General features: G+C 60.4%; 24 protein-coding genes and 1 pseudogene. 12 read left to right on the top strand and 13 right to left on the bottom strand.

Annotation, left to right across the window (positions count from 1 at the left end):
* Positions 1–9: 9 nt before the first annotated feature.
* The 6 genes from GR212_RS04725 to GR212_RS04700 form a co-directional block, all read right to left on the bottom strand.
* Positions 10–1,068 (bottom strand): ABC transporter ATP-binding protein, encoded by a 1,059-nt coding sequence (locus GR212_RS04725; protein WP_163985306.1) that lies wholly within the window; start codon positions 1,066–1,068, stop codon positions 10–12.
* A gap of 4 nt (positions 1,069–1,072) precedes the next feature.
* On the bottom strand, positions 1,073–1,903 hold the full coding sequence (locus GR212_RS04720) for a carbohydrate ABC transporter permease (protein WP_113422706.1): 831 nt from the start codon (positions 1,901–1,903) through the stop codon (positions 1,073–1,075).
* A gap of 3 nt (positions 1,904–1,906) precedes the next feature.
* The gene (locus GR212_RS04715) at positions 1,907–2,839 is read right to left on the bottom strand and encodes a carbohydrate ABC transporter permease (RefSeq protein WP_163985305.1); all 933 of its coding nucleotides are present in this window, start codon (positions 2,837–2,839) and stop codon (positions 1,907–1,909) included.
* A gap of 90 nt (positions 2,840–2,929) precedes the next feature.
* Positions 2,930–4,189: an ABC transporter substrate-binding protein gene (locus tag GR212_RS04710; protein WP_163985304.1), complete on the bottom strand. Its 1,260-nt coding sequence runs from the start codon at positions 4,187–4,189 to the stop codon at positions 2,930–2,932.
* Between the two features lie 39 nt (positions 4,190–4,228).
* Complete coding sequence (locus GR212_RS04705; RefSeq protein ID WP_163985303.1) at positions 4,229–5,395, bottom strand: PLP-dependent transferase; 1,167 nt, start codon at positions 5,393–5,395, stop codon at positions 4,229–4,231.
* On the bottom strand, positions 5,392–6,087 hold the full coding sequence (locus tag GR212_RS04700; RefSeq protein ID WP_163985302.1) for a FadR/GntR family transcriptional regulator: 696 nt from the start codon (positions 6,085–6,087) through the stop codon (positions 5,392–5,394). The genes GR212_RS04705 and GR212_RS04700 overlap by 4 nt, the downstream gene beginning before the upstream one ends.
* A 194-nt stretch (positions 6,088–6,281) precedes the next feature.
* Here GR212_RS04700 and GR212_RS37680 point away from each other — a divergent pair, with 194 nt between their 5' ends.
* Positions 6,282–6,536: a hypothetical protein gene (locus tag GR212_RS37680; RefSeq protein WP_112508621.1), complete on the top strand. Its 255-nt coding sequence runs from the start codon at positions 6,282–6,284 to the stop codon at positions 6,534–6,536.
* Positions 6,537–6,963: 427 nt separating this feature from the next.
* The gene (locus GR212_RS36770; protein WP_204326266.1) at positions 6,964–7,104 is read left to right on the top strand and encodes a hypothetical protein; all 141 of its coding nucleotides are present in this window, start codon (positions 6,964–6,966) and stop codon (positions 7,102–7,104) included.
* Positions 7,105–7,178: 74 nt separating this feature from the next.
* Here the strand turns inward: GR212_RS36770 and GR212_RS04690 are convergent.
* Positions 7,179–7,337 (bottom strand): annotated as a pseudogene (locus GR212_RS04690) (metal-dependent hydrolase); the annotation flags it as partial.
* A 28-nt stretch (positions 7,338–7,365) separates the two neighbouring features.
* Positions 7,366–8,079 (bottom strand): GntR family transcriptional regulator, encoded by a 714-nt coding sequence (locus GR212_RS04685; RefSeq protein WP_163985301.1) that lies wholly within the window; start codon positions 8,077–8,079, stop codon positions 7,366–7,368.
* A gap of 267 nt (positions 8,080–8,346) precedes the next feature.
* On the opposite strand from GR212_RS04685, the gene GR212_RS04680 reads away from it, so the two are divergent.
* From GR212_RS04680 to GR212_RS04660, 5 genes are all read left to right on the top strand, one after another.
* Entirely contained in the window at positions 8,347–9,435 is a 1,089-nt protein-coding gene (locus GR212_RS04680; RefSeq protein ID WP_163985718.1) for an ABC transporter ATP-binding protein, read from the top strand.
* A 30-nt stretch (positions 9,436–9,465) separates the two neighbouring features.
* Positions 9,466–10,764, top strand: coding sequence for an ABC transporter substrate-binding protein (locus GR212_RS04675; RefSeq protein ID WP_163985300.1), 1,299 nt, complete (start codon positions 9,466–9,468; stop codon positions 10,762–10,764).
* Between the two features lie 66 nt (positions 10,765–10,830).
* Entirely contained in the window at positions 10,831–11,742 is a 912-nt protein-coding gene (locus GR212_RS04670; protein ID WP_163985299.1) for an ABC transporter permease, read from the top strand.
* 1 nt (position 11,743) lies between these two features.
* Complete coding sequence (locus GR212_RS04665; RefSeq protein ID WP_163985298.1) at positions 11,744–12,565, top strand: ABC transporter permease; 822 nt, start codon at positions 11,744–11,746, stop codon at positions 12,563–12,565.
* Between the two features lie 4 nt (positions 12,566–12,569).
* The gene (locus GR212_RS04660) at positions 12,570–13,313 is read left to right on the top strand and encodes an aspartate/glutamate racemase family protein (protein ID WP_163985297.1); all 744 of its coding nucleotides are present in this window, start codon (positions 12,570–12,572) and stop codon (positions 13,311–13,313) included.
* Between the two features lie 24 nt (positions 13,314–13,337).
* On the opposite strand, the gene GR212_RS04655 is transcribed toward GR212_RS04660, so the two are convergent.
* The gene (locus tag GR212_RS04655; protein ID WP_163985296.1) at positions 13,338–14,009 is read right to left on the bottom strand and encodes a helix-turn-helix transcriptional regulator; all 672 of its coding nucleotides are present in this window, start codon (positions 14,007–14,009) and stop codon (positions 13,338–13,340) included.
* Between the two features lie 128 nt (positions 14,010–14,137).
* On the opposite strand from GR212_RS04655, the gene GR212_RS04650 reads away from it, so the two are divergent.
* Both GR212_RS04650 and GR212_RS04645 read left to right on the top strand, forming a co-directional pair.
* Complete coding sequence (locus GR212_RS04650; RefSeq protein WP_163985295.1) at positions 14,138–15,274, top strand: aminotransferase class I/II-fold pyridoxal phosphate-dependent enzyme; 1,137 nt, start codon at positions 14,138–14,140, stop codon at positions 15,272–15,274.
* Between the two features lie 105 nt (positions 15,275–15,379).
* Positions 15,380–16,669, top strand: a complete 1,290-nt coding sequence (locus GR212_RS04645) for a DUF763 domain-containing protein (RefSeq protein ID WP_163985294.1) — start codon at positions 15,380–15,382, stop codon at positions 16,667–16,669.
* A 37-nt stretch (positions 16,670–16,706) separates the two neighbouring features.
* On the opposite strand, the gene GR212_RS04640 is transcribed toward GR212_RS04645, so the two are convergent.
* The gene (locus GR212_RS04640; RefSeq protein WP_163985293.1) at positions 16,707–19,043 is read right to left on the bottom strand and encodes a glucose/quinate/shikimate family membrane-bound PQQ-dependent dehydrogenase; all 2,337 of its coding nucleotides are present in this window, start codon (positions 19,041–19,043) and stop codon (positions 16,707–16,709) included.
* Positions 19,044–19,396: 353 nt separating this feature from the next.
* Here GR212_RS04640 and GR212_RS04635 point away from each other — a divergent pair, with 353 nt between their 5' ends.
* Positions 19,397–19,585 carry a hypothetical protein gene (locus GR212_RS04635; protein WP_163985292.1) on the top strand — a complete coding sequence of 63 codons (189 nt, stop codon included), beginning with the start codon at positions 19,397–19,399 and terminating at the stop codon, positions 19,583–19,585.
* Between the two features lie 60 nt (positions 19,586–19,645).
* Here the strand turns inward: GR212_RS04635 and GR212_RS04630 are convergent, their stop codons facing one another.
* The 3 genes from GR212_RS04630 to GR212_RS04620 form a co-directional block, all read right to left on the bottom strand.
* On the bottom strand, positions 19,646–20,374 hold the full coding sequence (locus tag GR212_RS04630) for an esterase family protein (RefSeq protein ID WP_163985291.1): 729 nt from the start codon (positions 20,372–20,374) through the stop codon (positions 19,646–19,648).
* The gene (locus GR212_RS04625; protein WP_163985290.1) at positions 20,371–21,330 is read right to left on the bottom strand and encodes an acetylxylan esterase; all 960 of its coding nucleotides are present in this window, start codon (positions 21,328–21,330) and stop codon (positions 20,371–20,373) included. Before GR212_RS04625 ends, GR212_RS04630 begins: the two co-directional genes overlap by 4 nt.
* A gap of 88 nt (positions 21,331–21,418) precedes the next feature.
* Positions 21,419–21,961 carry a GNAT family N-acetyltransferase gene (locus tag GR212_RS04620; RefSeq protein WP_163985289.1) on the bottom strand — a complete coding sequence of 181 codons (543 nt, stop codon included), beginning with the start codon at positions 21,959–21,961 and terminating at the stop codon, positions 21,419–21,421.
* Between the two features lie 343 nt (positions 21,962–22,304).
* Between GR212_RS04620 and GR212_RS04615 the strand changes: the two genes are divergently transcribed.
* Together GR212_RS04615 and GR212_RS04610 are read left to right on the top strand one after the other, a co-directional pair.
* Positions 22,305–22,472 (top strand): hypothetical protein, encoded by a 168-nt coding sequence (locus GR212_RS04615; protein ID WP_163985288.1) that lies wholly within the window; start codon positions 22,305–22,307, stop codon positions 22,470–22,472.
* Positions 22,473–22,502: 30 nt separating this feature from the next.
* A complete protein-coding gene (locus tag GR212_RS04610; RefSeq protein ID WP_163985287.1) occupies positions 22,503–22,790 on the top strand; it encodes a hypothetical protein in 288 nt (95 codons plus the stop codon).
* Positions 22,791–22,887 lie beyond the last annotated feature (97 nt).

Here is a 22,887-nt window from a genome sequence, read left to right as displayed (position 1 = left end):
GGGCGGCGGTTAAGCCGCCCTTTTTCCTTCCTCGTCGAAGACGTGCAGATACTGCGCCGGGAAAGCAACATTGACCTGGGTGGCCGCGCTCAGCGCGCTGCGATTCAGCGTGAATACCTTGAACGGCAGGCCATGCAGCGAAAGATGCAGGATGATGCCGAAGCCGGTGGGTTCGATGAGTTCGACATTGGCGGCCATGTCGGACGGATTGGACGACAGCACCACATGCTCCGGCCGGATGCCGAGCGTCACCTTGGCGCCGACCGGCAATTTCAGCGGCTCCGGAAGCGAAACGAGCGTGCCGTCCTTGAGCTTGACGGCACTGCCCTCGTATGTTGCGTCGAGGAAGTTCATGCCGGGAGACCCGATGAAGCCGGCCACGAAGAGATTGGCGGGGTGATCGTAGAGTTCAAGCGGACTGCCGACCTGCTGCACCACGCCGCCATGCATGGCGACGATGCGGTCCGCCAGCGTCATCGCTTCGATCTGGTCGTGGGTCACGTAGATCGACGTCGCCTTAAGATCACCGTGCAACTTCTTGATTTCGGCGCGCATCTGCTCGCGAAGACGGGCGTCGAGGTTGGAAAGCGGCTCGTCGAAAAGGAAGGCTTTCGGCTGCCGCACGATGGCACGGCCCATGGCGACGCGCTGCCGCTGCCCGCCCGAGAGCGCCTTCGGCCGGCGTTCGAGCAGCGGATCGAGACCGAGCTTTGCCGCCGCGTTGGCCACGGCCTTGGAGATGGTCTCCTTCGCCATCTTCCGCAGCCGCAGGCTATAGCTCATGTTGCCGGCGACATTCATGTGCGGATAGAGCGCATAGGACTGGAACACCATGGCGATGTCACGATCCTTCGGATGCAGTTCGTTGACCCGGTTTTCCGCAATGCGGATCTCTCCGCCGCTGATGTCTTCGAGACCTGCGATCATCCTGAGCAAGGTGGACTTGCCGCATCCGGACGGACCGACGAGGACGACGAACTCGCCGTCCTTGATCCGAAGATCGATGTCGTGCAGCACCTGCACATGGCCGTAGGCTTTCTTGACGTTCTGAATATCGATCGATGCCATGTGACTAACCCTTGACCGCGCCGGCCGTCAGGCCCTGCACAAGATAACGTTGGATGAGCAGGAAGAAGAGTGCCGCCGGAATGAGCGCCATGACGCCCGCGGCCATCATCTGCCCGAAATCCACGGAGAATTTCGAGACGAAGGTGAGAAGGCCGACCGGGAAGGTCGCGGCCTGGTTGCCGTTGATCAGCATCAGCGCAAAGAGCAGCTCGCTCCATGCGGCCGTGAAGACGAAGCCGAGCGTTGCCGCGATGCCGGGCAGGGTCAGCGGCAGGATGATCTGCCTGAAGGCTGTAAACTGCGTGGCGCCGTCAATCATGGCCGCCTCCTCCAGGTCCTTCGGAATGCCGTCGAAGAAGGATTGCATCAGGAAGGTGGCGAAGGGCACGTTGAAGGCTGTGTAGACGATGACGAGCCCGGTCAGGCTGTTGGTCAGATGCAGCGGCGTCAGGATCTTGAAGATCGGGGCGACGAGCATGACCAACGGAAACATCTGGGTCAGCAGCATCAGGGCCACGATCCAGTATTTGCCGCGGAAATTGAAGCGCGAAAGCGCATAGCCCGACAGCGAAGCGCAAATGGTGACGGCAATCGCCGTCGAGGCGGAGACGATCAGACTGTTCTCGAAGAAAGTCGGGAAATCGCTGTGCTGCAGCACGAAGGAATAATGTTCCCAGGTCGTGCGGGACGGCCACATGCGCACGCCTTCCGTATAGAGCAGGTCGTTCGGCGTCACCGACACCTTGAGCAGCCAGAAGAGCGGAAAGAGCGCGAAGACGACATAGCAGAGGATCGCCAGGCGATGCGCGATGGTAGGAATGACGGATCGTCTCATGGCTCAATCCTTCATCAGGGTCTGCCGCAGCAGAATGATCAGCATGGAATAGGCGAGCAGCAGCACCAGCAGCACCAGGGCGATGGCCGAGGCATAGCCGAAGTCCAGCCGCTTGAAGGCCTGCGTGAAAATGTAGCTGGCGACGATCTGCGTGCGGTCCGCGGGACCGCCGCCCGTCATCACGACGATCAGATCGGCGAAGTTGGACACCCAGACCGTTCGCAGGAGCACGGTAATGGCGATGGTCGGAGCGAGGAACGGCAGCGTGATCGAGCGGAAACGTTCGAACCAGCCGGCACCGTCGATCGAGGCCGCCTCATAGAGATCGCGCGGGATGGCCTGCAGTGCCGCCAGCAGCGTGATGGCGAAAAAGGGTATGCCCCACCAGACATTGGCAACGATGGGCCCCCACATCGCATAGTTCGGATCGGACAGAATGTTGCTCGGCTCGCTCATCAGGCCGATCGCGTAAAGCCAATGCGGTATCGGTCCGATGACCGGGTTGAATAGCCAGGACCAGTTGAGGCCCGCCAGGAAGGAGGGAACGGCCCACGGCAGAAACACCAGCGCCTGCACGAGAGACCTGCCGACGAATGGCTTGTCCAGCAGCAGCGCGAGGATCAATCCGAAGATGAATTGCAGCGCCACGGAAGCGCCGGTCCACCACAGCGTGTTCTTCAGAGCCCAGTAGAAGGCACCATCTTTTGCGAGGTCGCGAAAGTGCTCCAGACCGATGAAACCGCCGGAAAACGGGTTGAGCAACTGAATATCGCGAAAGGCATAGGATATGCCGATCACCAGCGGCACCAGCATCACGGCAATGATGAGGATGAGGGCAGGCGCGCTGTAGAGATAGGGCTCGGAGGCGTCGGCCAGGCGCGTCAGCCACGTCCTGCGGTCGTCGCGCCTGTCGGGCGTGTCGGCGATCGAAGTCATCTGCAAGTGTTCCCGTTCGCGGCGTTCGAACGCCGTCTGTTTCAAATGGGTAAAGGCGGCGGCGGATCGCTCCGCCGCCGCATATACGATTTACTTCTTGGCCAGGAACTTCTGCTGGGCCTTGGTCAGGTAGTCGGCCCACTGGTCAGCGAGATCCTTCGCGGAGATATCGCCGAGCATTGCCTGCTGCGATGTCTTGATGGCGAGCGAATCCTTGAAGAAGGCGAATTCCTCGAGATAGGTCGGCATCACCGTGGGCACGGTGTCCTTGTCGGCCAGTTCCTGGAACCAGCCCTTGAACTGATCGCCGGCATAGAAGGGGTCCTTCTCAGCGGCGGTATAGGCCGGCAGCGCGCCGATCTTCTTGTTCCAGGTGAGGTTGCCTTCCGGCCCTTCGAGGGTCGCGATCAGCTTCCAGGAGAGATCCTTGTTCTGGCTGGTGGAGAACATCGACCAGCCGCCATAGCCAATGGTCGGGAAGGATTTTCCGTCCGGGCCCTTCGGCAGCGGCGCAACGCCGAAATCGTCCTTGTTCATGCGTTCTGCGACGGCAATCAGCGCATCCGGATCCTGATCGAGGAAGGCGCAGGTGCCGGAGTAAAAGCCGGCGACCACTTCGTTGAAGCCCCAGTTGACGCTGTCCTTCGGCGCCAGGCCCTTCTTGTAGAGATCGACCATCCATTCGATGCCCTTGGCCCAGCCGGCGCTGTTCATTGTGGAGGTGCCGTCATCCGTGAAGTATTTGTTGTCGCCGGCCATGGAGGCGGCGAAGATCATCCAGCCGTTCAGTCCGCCCGGTCCGCCGCGCATGCAGTAACCGTATTTGCCCGGCAGCTTGGAGACGGCTTCGGAAGCCTTGACGAAATCGTCCATCGTCTTCGGCGGCTCGCTGACGCCGGCATCCTTGAGCAGCTTCTTGTTGTAGAACATGGCCCGGAGGTAGAAGCCGTAAGGCAGCATATAGGCGGTGTTCTTGACGTAGCGGCCGAGCTCCAGCGCCCGGGGCGTCAGCTCCTTGGTATGGTCCCACTTCGCCAGATAGGGTTCCAGGCTTTCGAGCATGCCGTTGTTGCCGTAGAGCGATACCCAGGTGTCGGGCATTTCCATGACGTCGGGCGTGTCGCCGGCCGAAACCATGGTGGCGAACTTCTGGAAGGCTTCGTTCCAGGGCAGGGAGATGATGTCGACCTTGGTGCCGGGATTTTCGGCCTCGAACTTGGCGACGATCGACTTGAGCGTCTCGGTGCGCTCCGGGCTCGTGATCACTTCCACAAGCTTGAGCGTCGTATCGGCAACGGCGGTTCCGGCCATCATGGCGGTAAAGAGTGCTGCTGTTATCAGTCTTTTCATGTTGGTTCCCCTTTTAGGTTTCCTCTCAGTTTGATGATTTCACGAGGCGGCGGCGATCGCCTCCTCGAGTTCTTTCCATAGGGCCTCGGTTCCTTCGAGGCCGATATGGAGACGCACGGAGCGCGGATTGATGCCGAAGGTGTGCGCCGAATTCGGCTGCGCCTTCTGCTGCAGCACGACCTCGCCCGGTACGATCAGGCTCTCATGACCGCCCCAGCTCACGCCCAGCTTGAAGAGCTTGAGGCGATCCGCAAAGGCGCGGACGTCAACGCCTTCGCGGAAGATGAAGGAAAACAGGCCCGAAGTTCCGTTCAGGCCGGCCGGCAGGCGGTTGGCGAGACCCGGATGGCAGACCTGCTCGACGACATCGAGTTCCTGCAATCGCTTGGCGATCGTCATGGCGGCGGCCTCATGCGCCTTCATGCGGATCGGCAGAGTGCGCAGACCGCGGATCAGCAGCCAGGCGTCGAAGGGAGAAAGCTTGCCGCCGAGATAGGGGTAGGCTTCGGCCTTCAGGCGGGCGATCATTTCCTTCGAGCCTGCAACGACGCCGGCAACCACGTCGCTGTGTCCGCCGAGATATTTGGAGGCGGAGTGGATGACAAGGTCCACGCCGAGCTTCAGCGGTTGCTGGAAATAAGGCGTGGCCCAGCTGTTGTCGATCATCGAGATGACACCATGCTGCCTGGCAAGAGCTGCCAACGCGCCGACATCATGCGCCTCCATGACCCAACTGGTCGGGCTTTCCATGTAGAAGACCTTGGCGCCGGGAAGCGCCTTTGCGACGGCTTCCTCATCGCGGCCATCGACATAGGTCACCTCGACCTTCATGCGCTTCAGAAGCGTGCCGAACAGGCGGAAGGCATCGGGATAGACGTGCTTGACCGCAACGATCCGGTCGCCGGGCTCCACGAAGCTCAACACAGCCGATGAGATCGCCGCCATGCCGCTGGCGAAGCCGAGCGCATCCTCGCCGCCCTCGAGCTTTGCCAGCATCTCCTCGAACATGCGCACCGTCGGGTTGAGGCCGCGCGTGTAGATCGGCCGCAGCTTTTCGCCGCGATAGGAGGCGATCATCTCGTCGTAGCTGGAGAAGGTGAACAGCGATGTCTGGAAGATCGGCGGCACCACCGCTTCGGCGAAATTGCCGTCGTCGTGGGCTGTAATGAGGGAGGCAAGTTCGAACGGCTCCGGTCCGTCAGTCATTTGGACATTTCCTTGATGTCTTCCTCGACGACGTCGAGAATTTTAAGTGTCTCGGCGCGCGCTGCCTCGGGATCCTGGTCGACGATCGCGTTGAACAGCGTGCGGTGATAGGGAAAGGACCGGCGGGCAAAATCCAGCCGGTCGAAGGGATGCTCCCAAAAGCGCTCGAAGGTTTCGCGCATCTGTTCGAGAAGCTGCTTGAACAGTGGATTGTGCGTGGCGTCATAGACGGCGAGATGGAATGCGAGGTCTTCCGGTCCGGACGTGCCCTTGGCCATGTGGACGCGCTCCATCTCGTTGAGCTTTTGCTCGATGATGGCGATGTCCTCGTCGGTCCGCTTTCTTGCCGCCACCATGCCGGCCTCGCATTCGATGCCGCGGCGAACCTCCAGCGTCTGCAGCAGCGCGTCGCGCAGATGCGAGGGGTTGAAGGAAAGCGGCATGTGAATCGTCGCTTTCGAAACCGGCTTCAGCAGATAGGTGCCGCTGCCTTTGCGCGTCTCCATGACCCCGAGAGCCTGGAAATAGGTGATTACCTCGCGGATGGTCGAACGCCCTACCGAAAGTGCTGCCATCAGCTCGCGCTCCGTCGGCAGCTTGTCGCCGGCCTGCAGCTTCGACGACTCGATGAAGGTCGACAGCGCCTCGATGACTTGCTGCGTCCGGTCAATGGAAGGAAGGGGTGTAAGCATCGGTTTCGTCATAGGGCGGTAAATTGGTCTGACATCTGCCATCAGGTCAATCCCCTTTTCGACGCAATCGGCCTTTTTAGCTCCTTAAATTTTTAAGGGAGGAAATCGAACTGGATCGGAGACCGCTTACGGCCTTCAAGTGCGTGCAAGGCGCTGCTAGAAGGTTTCCAGCATGAGTCCCGGATTGGAAGAGAATGGCCGCGCGAGATCGATATTCACGAAAGCTGGAATGCGCCAAGTGCGATCACACCGGATTTGCCGAGGTTTCCGAAACCGACGATCGTCGCGCAGCCAGTCGTGATTTCAAGATAGACGAGATGCCGCGCGGCTTTTCCACCGAGCGCCCATCGACCGATCCGCGCAAGCATATGATTCGTTGCCGTTGCGGCTCTGTCTTCGCTTTCGAGCAGGATACCGTCTATGCGCCGGGCGGCGAGCCGCGCCGTTGAACAATCGGAAGTAGAAAAGAAAAAAGCCCCGCACAGGCGAGGCTAAGCTTGTGCCGCTCCGGGGAAATCGGAAGCGACGCGGCGTTGTTTAGTCGGCGCATGTCCTTCCGGCTAGGTCAGTTTTGGCCATAACGGTACGCTCCTGCAAAAAACCTCCATTCTTCAAGCGAGTTCCGCGAATTTGCCCATGCAATCACCGATTTCGGATTTTAGAGGTCGCATATTCTCGACACCGCATGGTTTCGCTTCCTGGGTGCGAAGATCGGACCAAACCATCCTTCCGTGCAGGATGTTCAGCTAGCGTTCATTTTTGCGCGGGCAAAAAGGTAATCGCCGCAACGCCTTGCGGCCGTTGAGGCCCGGCTTCCGGTTGGCTTTCGAGCCTGGCGGCCGGGCCTCTCAGCTACTGAAAACCTTGGATATCGACATGCGGCTGCTTCGCGCTTTCATCGACTGGATTCGCCGCCGCCGTCAGCGGCGGCTGGAGCTGGAGACGGCGCAACATTCCGCCGATGATCCCTGGGTCCTGCAGCAGATCGAAAAATTCGAGCGGGAGTTGAAACGATAGGCGCGTCACGGCTGCGTGACCGCACCGTTGCGTCTCCAAGCGGCGATTAGGCCCTCCGCCTGGAATGCCCAGGTTCAGCGCCGCAAAACGATGCCGTCCCTGGCGACAAGCTTGCCTGTCTTGTAGACCGAACGCGGTTTGGGGACTGAAACAACCGCCTCGGGTACATGTTCCGCCCTCAGGGTTACGAAGTCGGCTTTCGCGCCGATCCGCAAGCCATAATCGCTGATCCGCGCGGGAGGCGCCTCCAGGCGCGCCATCTCACCGCTCGAACGCTTCCCTGAGGCCGAAGCTCTTGCGTTCGCGCAGATCGAGATCGGCTTCGATATGCGCGATATGGTGAAGCATCAGGTCGCAGGCTTTATCGACGTCCTTGCGTTCCAGGGCGGTGATGATGTCACCGTGCTCGGAATGACCGCAGCTGGAGGCGCTCGATTGTCCGTAGAGCGCGATCACCAGCGATGAGCGGGCGACGAGTTCCTCCATGAAACGCTGCATGATGAGATTGCCGGAAAACGACGCCAGCATCAGGTGGAAATCGCCCGAAGCCTTGATCTCGGCTCTGCGGGCAGACTGACCGCGTTCGTTCATCAGGCGGCCTTCTTCCACGAGAAGCTGCCTCAGCTGCTTTATCTCAGCCGGGGTTATCCGCTCGGCCGCCGACTTCAATATGCCGGGCTCGACCAGGCGGCGCGCGGCGAAAATCTGCCGGGCCTCCTCGGGCGAGGGATAGGCGACAAAAGCCCCCCTGTTTTTCTCCACACTGACGAGGCCCTCGTAGGAAAGAGCCTGCAAGGCGGCACGCGCCAGCGTTCGGCTGACGTTGAACAGGCCGCCGACATCGCTCTCGGACAGTTTCGTTCCCGGTGCCAGTCTGCGTTCGACGATCGCGTCGCGAATGGCGTCGCGGATCTGCTGTGTGCCGTTTTCTGTGAGATCGCTGGGCGTCAACAGCCCGTCTGCTGAAGAATTCATAACCGTTTACCTGAGTATTCGGCGGAAATGATAGCCCGCTTTCCGATCGAAGTTAAATGAAATCTCATTCAATGGTACGCTGGATTGCATACAATAATGTGCACTCATCGAGCACGATAGCCTATTTGATGAGCAGATATCGAATTGCCTCACAGGAGGCAAAAATCCTTCGCGTGTGAAAAAGTGTCGAAATTGCAGACGGTTAGTGCGCTGCAACAAAACTGGCACGATTGATGCAATGTCTTTCTCAAACAACAGGGGAAGATGATGTCGAAAGCGGCAGAGATCGATATAGTGTCCGTTTCGAAGATCTACGGCACGACCACCGCAGTTCATGCGATCAGCCTGAAGATACCGGCGGGCTCCTATTGCTGCTTCCTGGGGCCCTCCGGCTGCGGCAAGACCTCGACGTTGCGCATGATCGCCGGCCACGAAGGCATTTCATCCGGCGACATTCGCCTCGGAAATACAGTCGTCACCGATTTCCCACCCGCCAGGCGCGGAACGGCGATGATGTTCCAGTCCTATGCGCTGTTTCCCCATCTCGACCTGATCGACAACGTCGCCTTCAGCCTGAAGATGAAGGGTGTGGCCAAGGAGGAGCGCCGCGCCAAGGCGCTCGACATGCTGAAGCTCATGCAGATGGAGGCCTATGCGACCCGGCGTCCGGCGCAACTTTCAGGCGGACAGCAACAGCGTGTCGCGCTCGCACGCGCTCTGATTACGGATCCCGAGGCACTCTTGCTGGACGAGCCGCTGTCGGCACTCGATCCCTTCCTGAAGATCCGCATGCGCGCCGAGCTGAAAAAGCTGCAGAAGACATTGGGCATCACCTTCGTCCATGTCACGCACAGCCAGGAAGAGGCGATGGCGCTCGCCGATATCATGGTCATCATGAATGACGGCCGGATCGAGCAGGCTGCCTCACCGCGAGACGTCTTCGAACGCCCCGCAACCGCTTTCGTCGCTCGCTTCATGGGCGATCACAACGTCCTGTCCGGCCGCGTCACGTCGAGCGAGGACGGCATCGTCACCATGACCGCGCCGGAGGGGCAAAGCTTCTCGGTAAGAGGGGCAGGGCGGCAGGCCGGCGAGGCCGTCGATATCGCCGTCCGTACCGATCGCGTCCAGCTTTCGCAGCCGGAAGGCAAGGGCCTCGGCTTCAACGGCGTGGTCTCCAACATCGAATATCGCGGCGCGACGCTGAAGATCACCGTCATCGGCGCAGGGAGCGACGACTTCACCGTGATCGCAAGCAACGACGACGATGACGCCAAAACCCTGGCGGTCGGCGACGCCGTCTCGCTGAGTTGGGCTCAGGAGGATGCGATCCTTCTGGGTCGTATGTCCGCATGAGAATCCGAAGCATCAAAAAGGGGAACTGACATGACGACTGAAACGAAGACTACCAAGACGACGAAAGGCATTTCCCGCCGCTCTCTGCTGAAGACCGGCGCTGCCGCGCTCGGCGCAATGGCCGGCTCCGGCGTCATCACCGGCTTTCCGACCATCTGGGCGCAATCGAATATCACGTTGCGCCAGTTCGGCACCGGCGTTTCGAACATCAACGCGATCGCGGAGAAGTGCAAGGCGGATCTCGGCATTACGCTCGAGATGACCGCGACCGATTCCGATGCCGCTGCCCAGCGCGCCGTGACGCAGCCGAATAGCTACGATATCGCCGACATCGAATACTGGATCGCCAAGAAGGTCTTCCCGGCCGGCGTCCTGCAGCCGATGGACGTCAAGAAGCTCAAATACTACGACAAGATCGTGCCGTTGTTCATCAATGGCAAGATGAAGCCGGACAGCGTTATCGCCCAGGGCACCGCGCCGCACACGGTCGGCTTCCTTGAGGCGCAGGACTCCAAGAAGTTCGCCAAGGAGCCGACACAGTGGATGACGATGGTTCCGACCATCTACAATGCCGACACGCTCGGCATTCGCCCCGACCTGACCGGCCGCCCGATCACCAGCTGGGCCGATATCATCGATCCGGCCTTCAAGGGCAAGACCGCCATCATCAACATCCCGTCGATCGGCATCATGGATGCCGCGATGATCATGGAAGCCGCCGGCAAGATCAAATATGCCGACAAGGGCAACATGACCAAGGAAGAGATCGACAAGACGATCGAATTCCTCATCAAGACCAAGGGCGATGGCCAGTTCCGCGCCTTCTGGAAGTCCTTCGACGAAAGCGTAAACCTGATGGCGTCGGGCGAAGTCGTTATCCAGTCGATGTGGTCGCCGGCGGTGGCAGCGGTTCGCTCCAAGGGCATCGCCTGCACCTTCCAACCGCTGAAGGAAGGCTATCGCGCCTGGGGCGGCGGCCTCGGCCTTGCCGCGCATCTCAAGGGCGCCGAGCTCGACGCCGCCTATGAGTATATCAACTGGTACACTTCCGGCTGGGTCGGCGGTTATCTCAACCGCCAGGGCTATTATTCCGCCTGCATGGACACGGCCAAGCAGTTCATGTCGGCCGACGAATGGGGCTACTGGATCGAGGGCAAGCCGGCGCAGGGCGATATCCTGTCTCCGGAAGGAAAGGTCATGGAAAAGGCCGGCGCCGTTCGCGACGGCGGCTCCTTCGAGGCCCGCATGGGGGCCGTCGCCTGCTGGAATTCGGTGATGGACGAAGACCGCTACATGGTTCGTCGCTGGAACGAATTCATCGCTGCCTGAGCCGATATCCGCATATCGCCTCCTCCGCTATTGCGGGGGAGGCATCCCCAAACGGAGAGCCGAACCATGGCGACGATCGCTTCCTCTCACACAGCAGAGGCAACACCGAAAACCGGACGCGGATCTGGCGTGCCCGCCTGGGCGGTTTCCTATCTGCAGGCAACGCCGCTGTTTCTCATCCTCGGCTTCTTCTTCCTGCTGCCGATCGCAATGATCGGCGTCGTCAGCTTCTGGGACTACGATTTTGCCGGCATCTACCCTGCCTTCCTTACCACCAACTACACCGATACGCTCGGCTCCTGGGTGACGTGGAAGACCTATCTCAACACGCTGAAATTCACCGCCATCGTCTGGGCGCTGACATTGTTCATCGGTTTCTGGGTCGCCTATTTCCTTGCCTTTCATATCAGGCGCACGTCGACGCAGATGATCCTTTTCCTCGTCTGCACCGTGCCGTTCATGACCTCGAACATTATCCGCATGATCTCGTGGATCCCGGTGCTCGGCCGCAACGGACTGGTCAATTCCGCCTTGATCGACATGGGCCTGATCCCGCAGCCGATCGAGTGGCTGCTCTATTCGGATTTCGCCGTCGTGCTCGCCATGGTGCATCTCTATACGCTCTTCATGGTGACGCCGATCTTCAATACGCTGATGCGCATCGACTGTTCGCTGTTCGAGGCTGCCCGCGATGCCGGCGCCAGTGGATGGCAGGTGCTGTGGAACGTGGTGATCCCGCTTGCCAAGCCGGGCATGGCGATCGGCAGCATCTTCGTCGTCACGCTCGTCATGGCGGATTTCTCCACCGTTCAGGTCATGTCCGGCGGACAAAGCGCCTCCATCGCCCTGATGATGAAGAACCAGATGTCGCTGCTGCAATATCCGGCTGCAGCCGCGAATGCCGTGGTGTTGCTGATTGTCGTGCTGCTGATGGTCGCCGCCATCCTGCGCATCGTCGACATCCGCAAGGAGCTGTGAGATGAACCGCGAAAAGCGCAGTCTGGAATTCTATGTCCTGGCGATCTTCTTCACCGTTTTCGTGCTGTTTCTCTACGGCCCGCTTTCGGCGGTCGTCATCCTGTCCTTCCAGGGGCCGGATGGCGGCCTGACCTTCCCGTTGAACGGCGTGTCGCTGCATTGGTTCGCCAATCTGTTCGAGAAGCAGGCGGTCGGCGATTTCGGGGCTTCGTTCCAGCGTTCCCTGATGCTCGGGGTGATGGTGATGATCGTCACCGTCGTCGTGTCGCTGCTGGCGGGCCTTGCCTTCCGCCGCCGCTTTCGCGGTTCGACATTCCTGTTCTATGCGACGGTCGCCAGCCTCGTCGTGCCGTCCATCATCATCTCGCTCGGGATCGGTGTCGTCTTCCAGCAGGGCGGTCTGGCGCCTGCCTGGTATTCCTCGGCCTTCGGCGCGCATCTGACCTGGACCTTGCCCTTCGGCGTGCTCATCATGTTCGCGGTCTTCAACCGGTTTTCGCCGGCCTATGAGGAAGCCGCCCGCGATCTCGGGGCGAGTTCCTGGCAGACCTTCCGCCATGTCGTGCTGCCGATGATCGCGCCGAGCCTCATCGGCGTCGGCCTGTTCGGCTTCACGCTGTCCTATGACGAGTTCGCCCGCACCCTGATGACCTCAGGCACTTACAATACCCTGCCGCTCGAAATCTACGGAATGACGACGAACGTCACGACACCCGTTCTCTATGCGCTCGGAACAGTGACGACGCTTTTTTCCTTCACGATCATTCTCGTGGCGCTTGCAGTTATGACCATGCTCGGCCGCCGCCAAGCCAAGAAAAGTTGAGACCATGCGCCTGCTGCTCATCAATCCGAATACCACCGTTTCCATGACGGAGAAGGCGGCGATAGCCGCGCGTGCCGTGGCCAGCGCCGGCACGGAGATCATAGCCGCCACCTCGCAGATGGGACCGGCCTCGATCGAGGGCTACTACGACGGCGCCATCGCCGTACCCGGCATGCTGCGCGAATTGAAGGAGAGGCAGGCCGCGGGCTATGATGCGGCCATCATCTGCTGCTTCGACGATACCGGCCTGGAAGCCGCGCGCATGCTTTGCGATGTCCCCGTCGTTGGTCTCTGCGAATCCGCCGTTGCGACGGCCGCTTTTTTGGCACAGCGCTTCAGCGTGGTGACGACGCTCGAGCGCTCACGCATTCTCATAGATAATCTTGTCCAGCGCTACGGCATGGGCGGACGCGCGAAGGTTCGCGCTTCGGATATTCCCGTCCTCGAGCTTGAAGACTCGTCTTCCGGCGCAATCGGAAAGCTGCGGGCGGAAATCGAGCGCGCGCTCGCCGATGACGGGGCGGAAGCCATCGTGCTCGGCTGCGCCGGCATGACGGATCTCGCAAGAGAGCTGCAATCGATCTATGGCGTCCCGGTCGTCGATGGTGTCGCCGCGGCGGTCAAGCAGGCCGAAGCGCTGGTATCGCTCGGCCTGTCGACCAGTAAGCGCAGCTCCTATGCCTCGCCATTGCCCAAAGCCTTTTCGGGTACGATGCGCGATTTTGCGCCGATGCCGCTGCTGGCCTGACAGCAGCGACCTTTGGTGAAGGCCTTACGCCTCAACCGTTTGCAGCTTGTTGTGTCGCGCGTCGCGCAGATGCTTGTAGACCGTCGCACGGGAGATTCCGAGCAGCTTGGCAAGATAGGGGACGAGATTGCGGATGGCGAAATAGCCATCCTCTTCCAGAGCTTCGATGAGCGCCGCATGATCCTCCTTTGCCAGTGCGGAAGCCGCAAGCCCGCGTTCGCCAAGAAAATCCGCGATCGCGCTGTTGACCGTTTCCTGCCAGTCCGTGCGGAAAAGCGCGGACGGCTGTTCGCCTGTTCCCTGCAATGCGGCAAGAAGATTGAGCGCGTCGCGCGCTGCTTCGATCGGTGCGATGTCGAAGTTGATGCAGAGCAGGCCGAACGGCTCGGCTGCCTTGGTCCTGAGAACGGCGGTGATGGATTTGAGTTGCCGTCCGTCGAAATTCGTTTTGCGATAGGGGCCGATGACATCGGCGCCGAGGGCTCCGATGTCCTTCAGTTCGGCAAGAGACGAGCCGCCGATTTCGCGCCGTGACAGGTTGTTGGCGATATGAGCGATGGTCTGCGTTCTCAAGTCGTGGATGACGACTTCCGCATGCGGCTTCAGCAGCGTCGCCACCGCTTCCGCGATGGGGACAAATTGCAGGATGTCCTCCTGACCCAACTCCGCGCCGCCTGCGTTCGCGCTCTTCGCCATGGTTGCCCTCCGTTCATGTTAATTTACAATCGCTCTATATTTGACAGTTTGTCAATATCTCTCTAACGTCATGGTCTACTGGATCGGCGCGGATTCGTACCGGTCCTTCTCGTTTCTGGAGAAGACCCATGCCGCTCCTGCCGGACTTCAAGCTCGAAACCTATTTCTCGAAGTGGGAATTCAGCGCGCGCTACCACATGACTGCCTCCGACGCGCAAAGCATGACCATGGCGGAGCTGCTGGCGATGGCGACGCCGGAGCAGCGGCGGGAGCATGAGACGCTGTGGCTGGGCTATAGCGAGACCTTCGGCAATCCGGAGTTGCGCGCGATCATTGCCGGCCTCTACGGGCAAATGCAGGGCGCTGATATTCTGTGCTTCGCGGGGGCGGAAGAGGGCATCTACATCGCCATGCATGCGCTTCTCGATAAAGGAGACCATGCGATCGTCGTCACCCCGAACTATCAGTCGGCGGAAACGATCCCGCTCAGCATTTGCGATGTCTCGGCCGTAGCGCTCGATCCTGATGACGGCTGGTCGCTCGATATCGACGCGGTTGCCGCGACGATCCGGCCGAATACCAGGCTGATTTCGATCAACTTCCCTCATAACCCCACAGGCAAGGTCCTCGAAAGGGAACGTTTCGATGCGCTCGTGGAGCTCTGCCGGCGGCATGGCATCTGGCTCTTCAGCGACGAGGTCTATCGCGGGCTGACCGTCGAGGACAAGCCGCTGTTGCCGGCCGCCGCCGACGTCTATGAGCGCGGCCTCTCGCTGGGCGTCATGTCCAAGGCCTACGGATTGCCGGGCTTGCGCATCGGCTGGATCGCCTGTCGGGATCACGCCCTGCTTTCGAAGATGGAGCGGATGAAGCACTATCTCTCGATCTGCAACGCCGGGCCGAGCGAGAGCCTGGCCAAGATCGCCCTGCTGAACGCCGACAGGATCCTCGACTGCAACAACCGTCTGATCGCTTCCAATCTGGTAAAGTTGAAGGGGCTGTTTTCGGAATTCGAGCATCTCTTCGATTGGTATACTCCTGACGGGGGCTGCGTCTGCTATCCGCGCTACAAGGGCGCCGATGGCGTCGAGGCGTTTGCGCGCGATCTGGTCGAGCAGGCTGGCGTGCTCCTCCTGCCGGCCAGCCTCTACCATTCGGATCTCCATCCAACGCCCGGCGATCGGTTCCGCATCGGCTTCGGCCGTGCCAATATCGACGAAGGCATCGCGGCGATGCGGTCTTATCTGCTGCGCAATCGCGTCTGACCGCCACGGCCTGCTTCCAAATGCACGAAATCAGAAGAGCGGAGCGGATGGCGCAGACCTGACGCCGGGGCTACAATGCCACGGTAAAGAACGAGAGTCGTGGATTTGGCACAGAGAGCTGGCAAAGCTGACCTTCCCCTGCATGGCGGCCGCGTGCCGCGCTGGCTTGGAGACCGGATGACACGCCTGGGCGCCGTCATCACCGAAGCGATCGTGCAGCACTATGGGCGCGACGAGCTGTTTCGCCGCCTGGCCAATCCCTTCTGGTTTCAGTCCTTCGGCGCCGTCATGGGCATGGATTGGCATTCCTCGGGCATCACGACGAGCGTCCTCGGCGCGTTGAAGCGCGGTCTGACGCCGCTGTCCGGCGAGCTCGGCATCCATGTCTGCGGCGGCCGCGGCGCGCAATCGCGCAAGACGCCGGACGAGCTGCTTCATATCGGCGATCGCGTCGGCATCGACGGCGCATCCCTCGCCACCAAGAGCCGGCTGATCGCAAAAGTGGACAGCGCAGCCGTGCAGGACGGCTTCGATCTTTATCTTCATGGCTTCATCGTCGCCGATGACGGCAAGTGGGTCGTCGTCCAGCAGGGCATGAACGGCGAGCGGCGACAGGCGCGGCGCTATCACTGGCTATCCGAAGGTCTGACGAGCTTTCTGGATTCGCCCCATGCAGCCATAGAAGGGCGCGAGCAGGGCGAGATCATCAACCTCGCCGACAGGCGCGCAGAACACTCCCGCAACGAGCAACTTGATTTGCTTTCTTCAATCGGCCCGGACGGAATTATCCGCGAATTCAACGCTCTGGAACGGCAAGCTGAAGGAAAGACCAAACCAGAGCTTCAACCGATGCTGCCCTATCTCATCATGCCGGCGCATCATGACGTGCGCGAGGAAGACGTCAACATGCGCCGCCTCCATGGCAATCTTGCCGCCGCGGCCGATCGCGGCCCGGTGGATTTCCAGGAGCTGTTGCTGACGCCCGGTGTGGGTGCGAGAACGGTCAAGGCCTTGGCCATGGTCGCGGAAGTCGTCCATGGAGCGCCATGCCGTTTTTCCGATCCGGCCCGCTTTTCGCTGGCGCATGGCGGCAAGGATAGGCATCCCTTTCCCGTGCCCCTGAAAGTCTACGACGAGACGATCAGCGTAATGAAATCGGCCGTCAGAAAAGGTCGGCTCGGCCGGGACGAGGAACTGTCTGCCCTCAGGCGCCTGGACGATCAGTCGAGAATGCTGGAGCGTTATGTCACCGGTCCCGATCTCAAGGAGATCGTTGCCGGCGAATTCGACCGTTCGTTCTCCTATGGCGGCCGCAGCGTCTTCGGCTGGGAACCGCCCTCCGATCCCGCCGCCGATCACATGGAGGCGGATCAACTGCGCTCCCGAAAGAGCTGAGAAGGGCGAGGGGCGAGGAGCCCCGCTTCAACCTCAGCTAAGGCAACGTATAGCCGATCACATAGTCACCCGGCTTCGTCCCAACCGAACCGTGTCCGCCCGCGACCATCACGACATATTGCTTGTTGTCGCTCGCCGTATAGGTCATCGGCGTTGCCTGGCCGCCGGCCGGCAGCCGTGCTTCCCAGAGCTGCCTGCCGCTGGTGACGTCATAGGCGCGCAGATAATCGTCGACTGCGGCGGCGAGGAAAGCGACGCCGCCCTTGGTGACGATCGGGCCGCCAATGCCGGGAACGCCGACCTTGAAGGGCAGTGGCAGCGGCGTCATGTCATGGACGGTGCCGTTCTTGTGCTTGTAGGCGATCTTTCCGGTCTTCAGATCGACACCGGCGACATAGCCCCAGGGCGGCGCCTGGCAGGGAATGCCGAGGGGACTGACGAACGGGCCCATATAGACGCCGTAGGGAGACCCCTCGTTCCGGTTCAGGCCCTGTTCGCTGCCTTTGTCGCCCGCTCCCTTCGGCGGAATGTCGGCCCTCGGCACCAGTCTCGAGGTGAAGGCCAGGTAGGTCGGCATGCCGAACATGATCTGCCGTTCCGGATCGACTGCGACGCTGCCCCAGTTGAAGGTGCCGAAATTGCCGGGAAAAATGATCGAGCCACGCAGCGACGGCGGCGTGTAGCGGCCTTCATACTGATGCTGATGGAAGGCGATGCGGCAGGCGAGCTGATCGAACAGCGAGACGCCCCACATGTCCTTTTCCTGCAGAGGCGGCGGCGAAAACGTCAGGTCCGAGATCGGCTGCGTCGGTGAGGCGTGATCCTCGGGAATGGTGCCGCCGGGCGCCGGAATCTCCTTGAAGGGAATGATCGGGGCTCCGGTGCGGCGATCCAGCACATAGATGTCGCCCTGCTTGGTCGAGGCGACGAGCGCAGGCACGGTGCTGCCATCGGCCTTGGTCAGGTCGACGAGCACGGGCTGGGCCGGCACATCCATATCCCAGAGATCGTGATGGACGAATTGCTGCACCCATTTGAGCTGGCCGGTATTGATGTCCAGCGCCACCACCGAGGAGGAGAAGCGCTCGACATTGGCGCTGCGGCCCATTCCGAGCTGGTCGGGCGTCTGGTTGCCGAGCGGGACATAGACCATGCCGAGCTTCTCGTCGGCGCTGGAGACCGACCAGCTGTTCGGCGAGTTGGTTGTATAGGTCTGGCCGGCAGGCAGGGGCGCCGTCTGGTCCGGGTTGCCGGAATCCCAGTTCCAGAGCAGCGCGCCCGTCCTTGCGTCGAAGGCGCGGATGACGCCGGACTGTTCCTGGGTGGAGTAGTTGTCGTTGACAGCGCCGCCGATGATGATCTTGTCGGCAACGATCACGGGCGGCGACGTCGAATAGTAATAACCGGCGGGATTGTACTTCATGCCGGTTTCGAGATGCAGCGTCCCCTCGTTGGCGAAGCTGGAACATACCTTGCCATTGGCGGCGTCGAGCGCGATCAGCCGAGCGTCCGAGGTCGGCAGATAGACGCGGTCGGCGCAGGGCGCTCCCGCGGCGACTGCGCTGTCGTGATAGTAGGAGACGCCGCGGCATGTCTGATGCTGGCGGTTGGGGTTCAGGCCGGCATTGGCATCGTACCGCCATTTCTCCTTGCCGTCCTTTGCGTCGAGGGCGATCGCCAGGCTATGGGGCGTGCAAATGAAAAGAGTGTCGCCGATCTTGAGCGGCGTGACCTGGTAGGTCGTCTCGCCGATATCGTCAGGCCGCTTCACGTCGCCTGTCTGGTATCGCCAGACTTCCTTGAGGTTGGCAACATTCTGCGCATTGATCTGATCGAGTGGCGAGTAGCGCTGGCCGAAGGAGGTTCGGCCATACTGATGCCATTCGCCGTTCGGGACATCGCCGCCCATCTGCGCATTGGCCGCAACCGTTGTCGGCAATTCACCCGAGAGATCGTGCGGATCGGTCGTCATCGAATAGGCGGCGACGAGGATCGCGATGAACAGCGAGACGGCGAGCGGCCATGGGTTGGCCCCGTAATGAACGCCGTCGAGACTGCGAAAGCCGAGCGGCCGCCGGATCCAGGGTGTCAGCAACCAAAGGCCGATCAGAATGATCAGGCCGCCGCGCGGACCAAGCTGCCACCAGTCGAAGCCCACCTCCCATATCGCCCAGGCAAGTGCGGCGAGCACGAAGATGGCATAGAGCCAGAGCGCCGCGGCCTTGCGCATGAAAAGCAGGATCGCCGTCACGAGAAAGGCCAGGCCTGCCAGCACATAGAAGGCGCTGCCGCCGAGCAGCACCAGCCAAAGGCCGCCGCCCCCAAGCGCCAGGCCGATGAGTGCCAGAATGATCGAAGTGATGAGAATGGCCATGATCCGCTCCAGTCTATCCGCCGATTGGACAGTGATTGATGGAAGGCATGCAAAACCACTCGGGCGCCGGAAGGATCCCGAGGTTAGTCTATGTCGAAATCGATGTTGGTTTATCCTGTGGCAGCGACGGGTGCCGTTTCCAGGGCAATTCGGACCGATGCATCAAGCTCCCCAATCAATCAGAGATTGAACGCCGAAAGCGGGAGAATGTTCCAATCCGGCCAGCCGTTCAAGTTCGATACCGTGGCGCCCCGATTGATTAACGGACGTAGTTAATTTTTTAACAATTGTCCGGATACTAATGGAACAAACCTTGGAATCAAGGATTTCCGTGCAGAGCCGGAGGACTAGAGATGAATCTGAAGATCGTTACCGCCCAGTCTGAAGTCGAGACCGAGGACACCGGAACCTATCCGGACGGTATGATGGAGCGCATTCTTGTCGAATTTTCCGCGGGCTCCGAGCAGCAGCATCGCAAGTCCCACGAGCGGGACTACGGTGCCCGCAAGGTGCTCCGGCCGATCCCGGCTGCGCTGGCTTGAAATGGCGGCAGTGAGTGCCGCTTGCTTCGGCGCGCGGCATATTGAAAGCCGATTGCCGCGTCAGACGTAGAGCGGCGCCATCCTCCGCCACGCGCCGGCGCGGTGCGCGCGTCCATCCCATATGTGCAGTTGATGGTTGATCCGCTTCTCGGCCAGCAGGCGACTGAGATGGCGATTATTGTCGACGAACGGATCAGTGCCGCCGATCGTCATGACGATATCGATCTGGCGTAGCTTCTCCAGCTGCCATTCGCAGGCAAGCCCCGGCAGAAAATGCGTCGGCGTATGAAAATAGATGTCGTCGTCATAATAGCCGTCGAACAGATCCGTGAAGGATTCGACCTTCATCGTCAGATCGTAGCGACCGGAAAATGCCACCAGCTTGCGAAAGAGGTGAGGGTGGCGGAAGACGAGGCTGGCGGCCTGGAAGGCCCCGAGGCTGCAGCCGTGAACTATGATGCACTCATGAGGGTTCTTCTGCGCCATCAGCGGCAGGACTTCCTTCAGAATATATTCCTCGAAAGCGTTGTGCCGGCGAATGCGCTCGGCGGGGTGGCGATGGGAGCCATAGAAGGTTTCCGCAGCCAGTCCCTCGATGCAGTAGAGCTGAAGCTGTCCGGCATTCAGCTTGTCGGCGAGGCTTGCGACGATGCCGATCTGCTCATATTCCCAGAAACGGCCTTCGCGCGTGGGAAACACCAATACCTTTGCGCCTGCATGGCCGAACACCAGCAGCTCCATGTCTCGATCCAGCCTCGGGCTGTACCAGCGCAGATATTCGCGGTTCATGGTACCTTGAAAAATCGCCCCACCTTGTCTCGCAGAATTGCGTTCTGCTCTTCGCTGCCAGCATAATCGAAGTGGCCGGCATCCAGGATGAAGATTTCGTTAAACTTCTGTAGCGCATTTGCGACGGAGAATTGGCATGGCGGCGCAACGGCGGGATCGAACAGGGCAGGGGCGACGAGCATCGGCACGGTGATCCGGCTCGCCGCGATCGCGGCGTCGAAGAAACGCAGCGTTTCCAGAACGCTGCCATGCTGCTTCTGATAGGCCTGGACGGACTGGGCGCTGCCGACGGTCGGCAAGGTCAACCACAATTGCCTATGGCCGAACGTCGGAACCACCAGATGCCCGCGCTTGATCCTGGCATCGAACGGAATTGCCAGCGCGCCGATACCGCCGCCGAAGCTGATGCCGCTATAGCCGATATGGCCGGCAAGCCATGGGTATAAGGTATGCAACGCCGAAACGCCGAGCCAGATGTCCTCGACACAGCCGCCGATAATATAGGTATCGCGACTTTCGATGCCGTAGAGAACATGACCGGACGCATCGGATGGGATCTGCGGGCTGGCGCTGAGGGAAAGGCCTCGGCTGCAGGGAAACAGGACAGCCGTCTCTTCGACCGGCAGATCGAATTCGGGCTGGTCTCTTCCGCCATATCCATGGCCGACGATCAGGCCGCGCCGCACCTGGCCGGTGCGGGGAACGATCAGCCAGCCGTTGATCTGAAACGATCCCGTCGACATGTAGCTGATATCGAAGACATGCCAATCGTCGTGCCGCAGCCTGCTATGGCGAAGTCGCGGTTGCGGATCGATGGCGATGGCGGCCTTGTAGCGTTGCTGCCAGAACTCATCGAAGCCGGGCGGCGCTTCCGGCGGCTGGATGGCGAGCAGCTGTTCCTGCTCCATGCCGTAGGTGGGATCGAAATCAAAGGGATGGGTTGTCGGTATGGTCATCTGAAATTTGTCTCGTGAAAGCACCGTCGACGCAAGGGCGAACTCGATCGCCAACATCGCCGGCCGCAGCCGTTCATTGATGGGTCTGTTACGTGGGGCGATCGATGCGATAGAGCACATGCGGTCGCAGGATATGGCCAGGCGGAACAGTAGTGTCTTCGAAATCGCCGTCTTCGACCCGCACCATGCCGATCTTTTCCATCGCATGGCGCGACGGGAAATTGATATTGGAGGTATAGCCGATCACGCATTCGGCCTGCAGCTCCTGCCAGGCAAACTCCAGGAAACGGTGGCTGACTTCCGTCGCATAGCCCTTGCGCCAATGGGCGCGGCCCAGAATCCAGCCGATTTCAAGCGGGAAGTTGCCCGGAACTTCCGGTCCGGGTCGAGATAGTCCCGCGCCGCCGATCAGGGCGCCGTCGGCTTTGCGCTCGACGGCGAGGAAGCCGAAGCCTCTCCGTGTTAGCTGCTCGTTGGCCTCGTCGATCAGCTCGCGGGTTTCTGCTGCCTTGAGCAGGTGCGGATAATAATATCGCCGGACCTCGGCATCCGCGTTGATGGCGGAAAACGGAGCGAGGTCGCTATCCCGCCAGGGCCTGAGGACAAGTCGGGACGTTTCGAGAATAAGCATCAGGCTCCCTGCGCGAATGGATTGACTTGGGCGACATGAGGGGCACGCAGCATCCTGCAAACGTCACGAAACCGGAAAATTCTCCATCCACGAATTTGCTGGAGGAGTCCATCTTTTCCGCCGCGATCTGGTCTTTGCGATTTGGCCGCACATGTCGAAAAGATGACGCAAATAGACTGTGGTTTTTGCGAACCGCTGTCGCTTCCGGGCCCGCGTTGGAGTATAGTGAGGTATGATTAGGTTGCTAACAATACTTGCGGGAGTTTCGATTGCAGGCTGCGCATCGGCGGAGCAAAGTCAGATCGTTCAAGGCGCTTACAGGATCCAGGATTGTTCGAGTGCGGTGGATCAGGTCTTGTGGAAAACGAAAGGACGCCTGCTGTCCGTCAAGCCGCGTGAGAAACGTTGTATCGTGACCGTGATCATTCCGCATGGTGGGCAACGGCCTGAAAAGGTGGTCGTTCGTGTCGATTATACCGATGCGGACAACGGCCAGGAGAATGAGCAATAACCGCGAGCGGTAAAAGGGACCGCGTGAAAAATGGGCGAAGTCATCCAGTTCCGACCCACAACAAGATATGGCAAGCACCTCGATGCGCAGGCCCGTATAGAACGGGAACTATTGCTTCCCTTCGCGACGAAGGCTGCATCCGCCAGCCCTCCCGAAACATCGTCCGGCACACCTTCGAAGACAAGCTTTCCGCTGAACGGAATTGTCATCGCCCTTGGTGCGATCCTCGTCTATGCGCTGGTGATATCGCATGTAGCCGGCCAGCAGCACTATTCTGCCCGCGCCAATTTCATGCCTTCGGCCTTTGAGCAAGACTAGCTCATTCTGCTATGCCGGCTTGATGCGTCGGTTGTTCGAAACTTTTTTCCTGCCATCTCTTCGGAATTTCAAGCGAAATCTACTTGCTGGAATGTAT

The sequence above is a fragment of the Martinezella lusitana genome, from assembly GCF_010668395.1.
Lineage (GTDB): Bacteria > Pseudomonadota > Alphaproteobacteria > Rhizobiales > Rhizobiaceae > Rhizobium > Rhizobium lusitanum_A.
The sequence above is the reverse complement of the archived record's forward strand: the minus strand, read 5'-3'. Positions and strand labels throughout refer to the sequence as shown.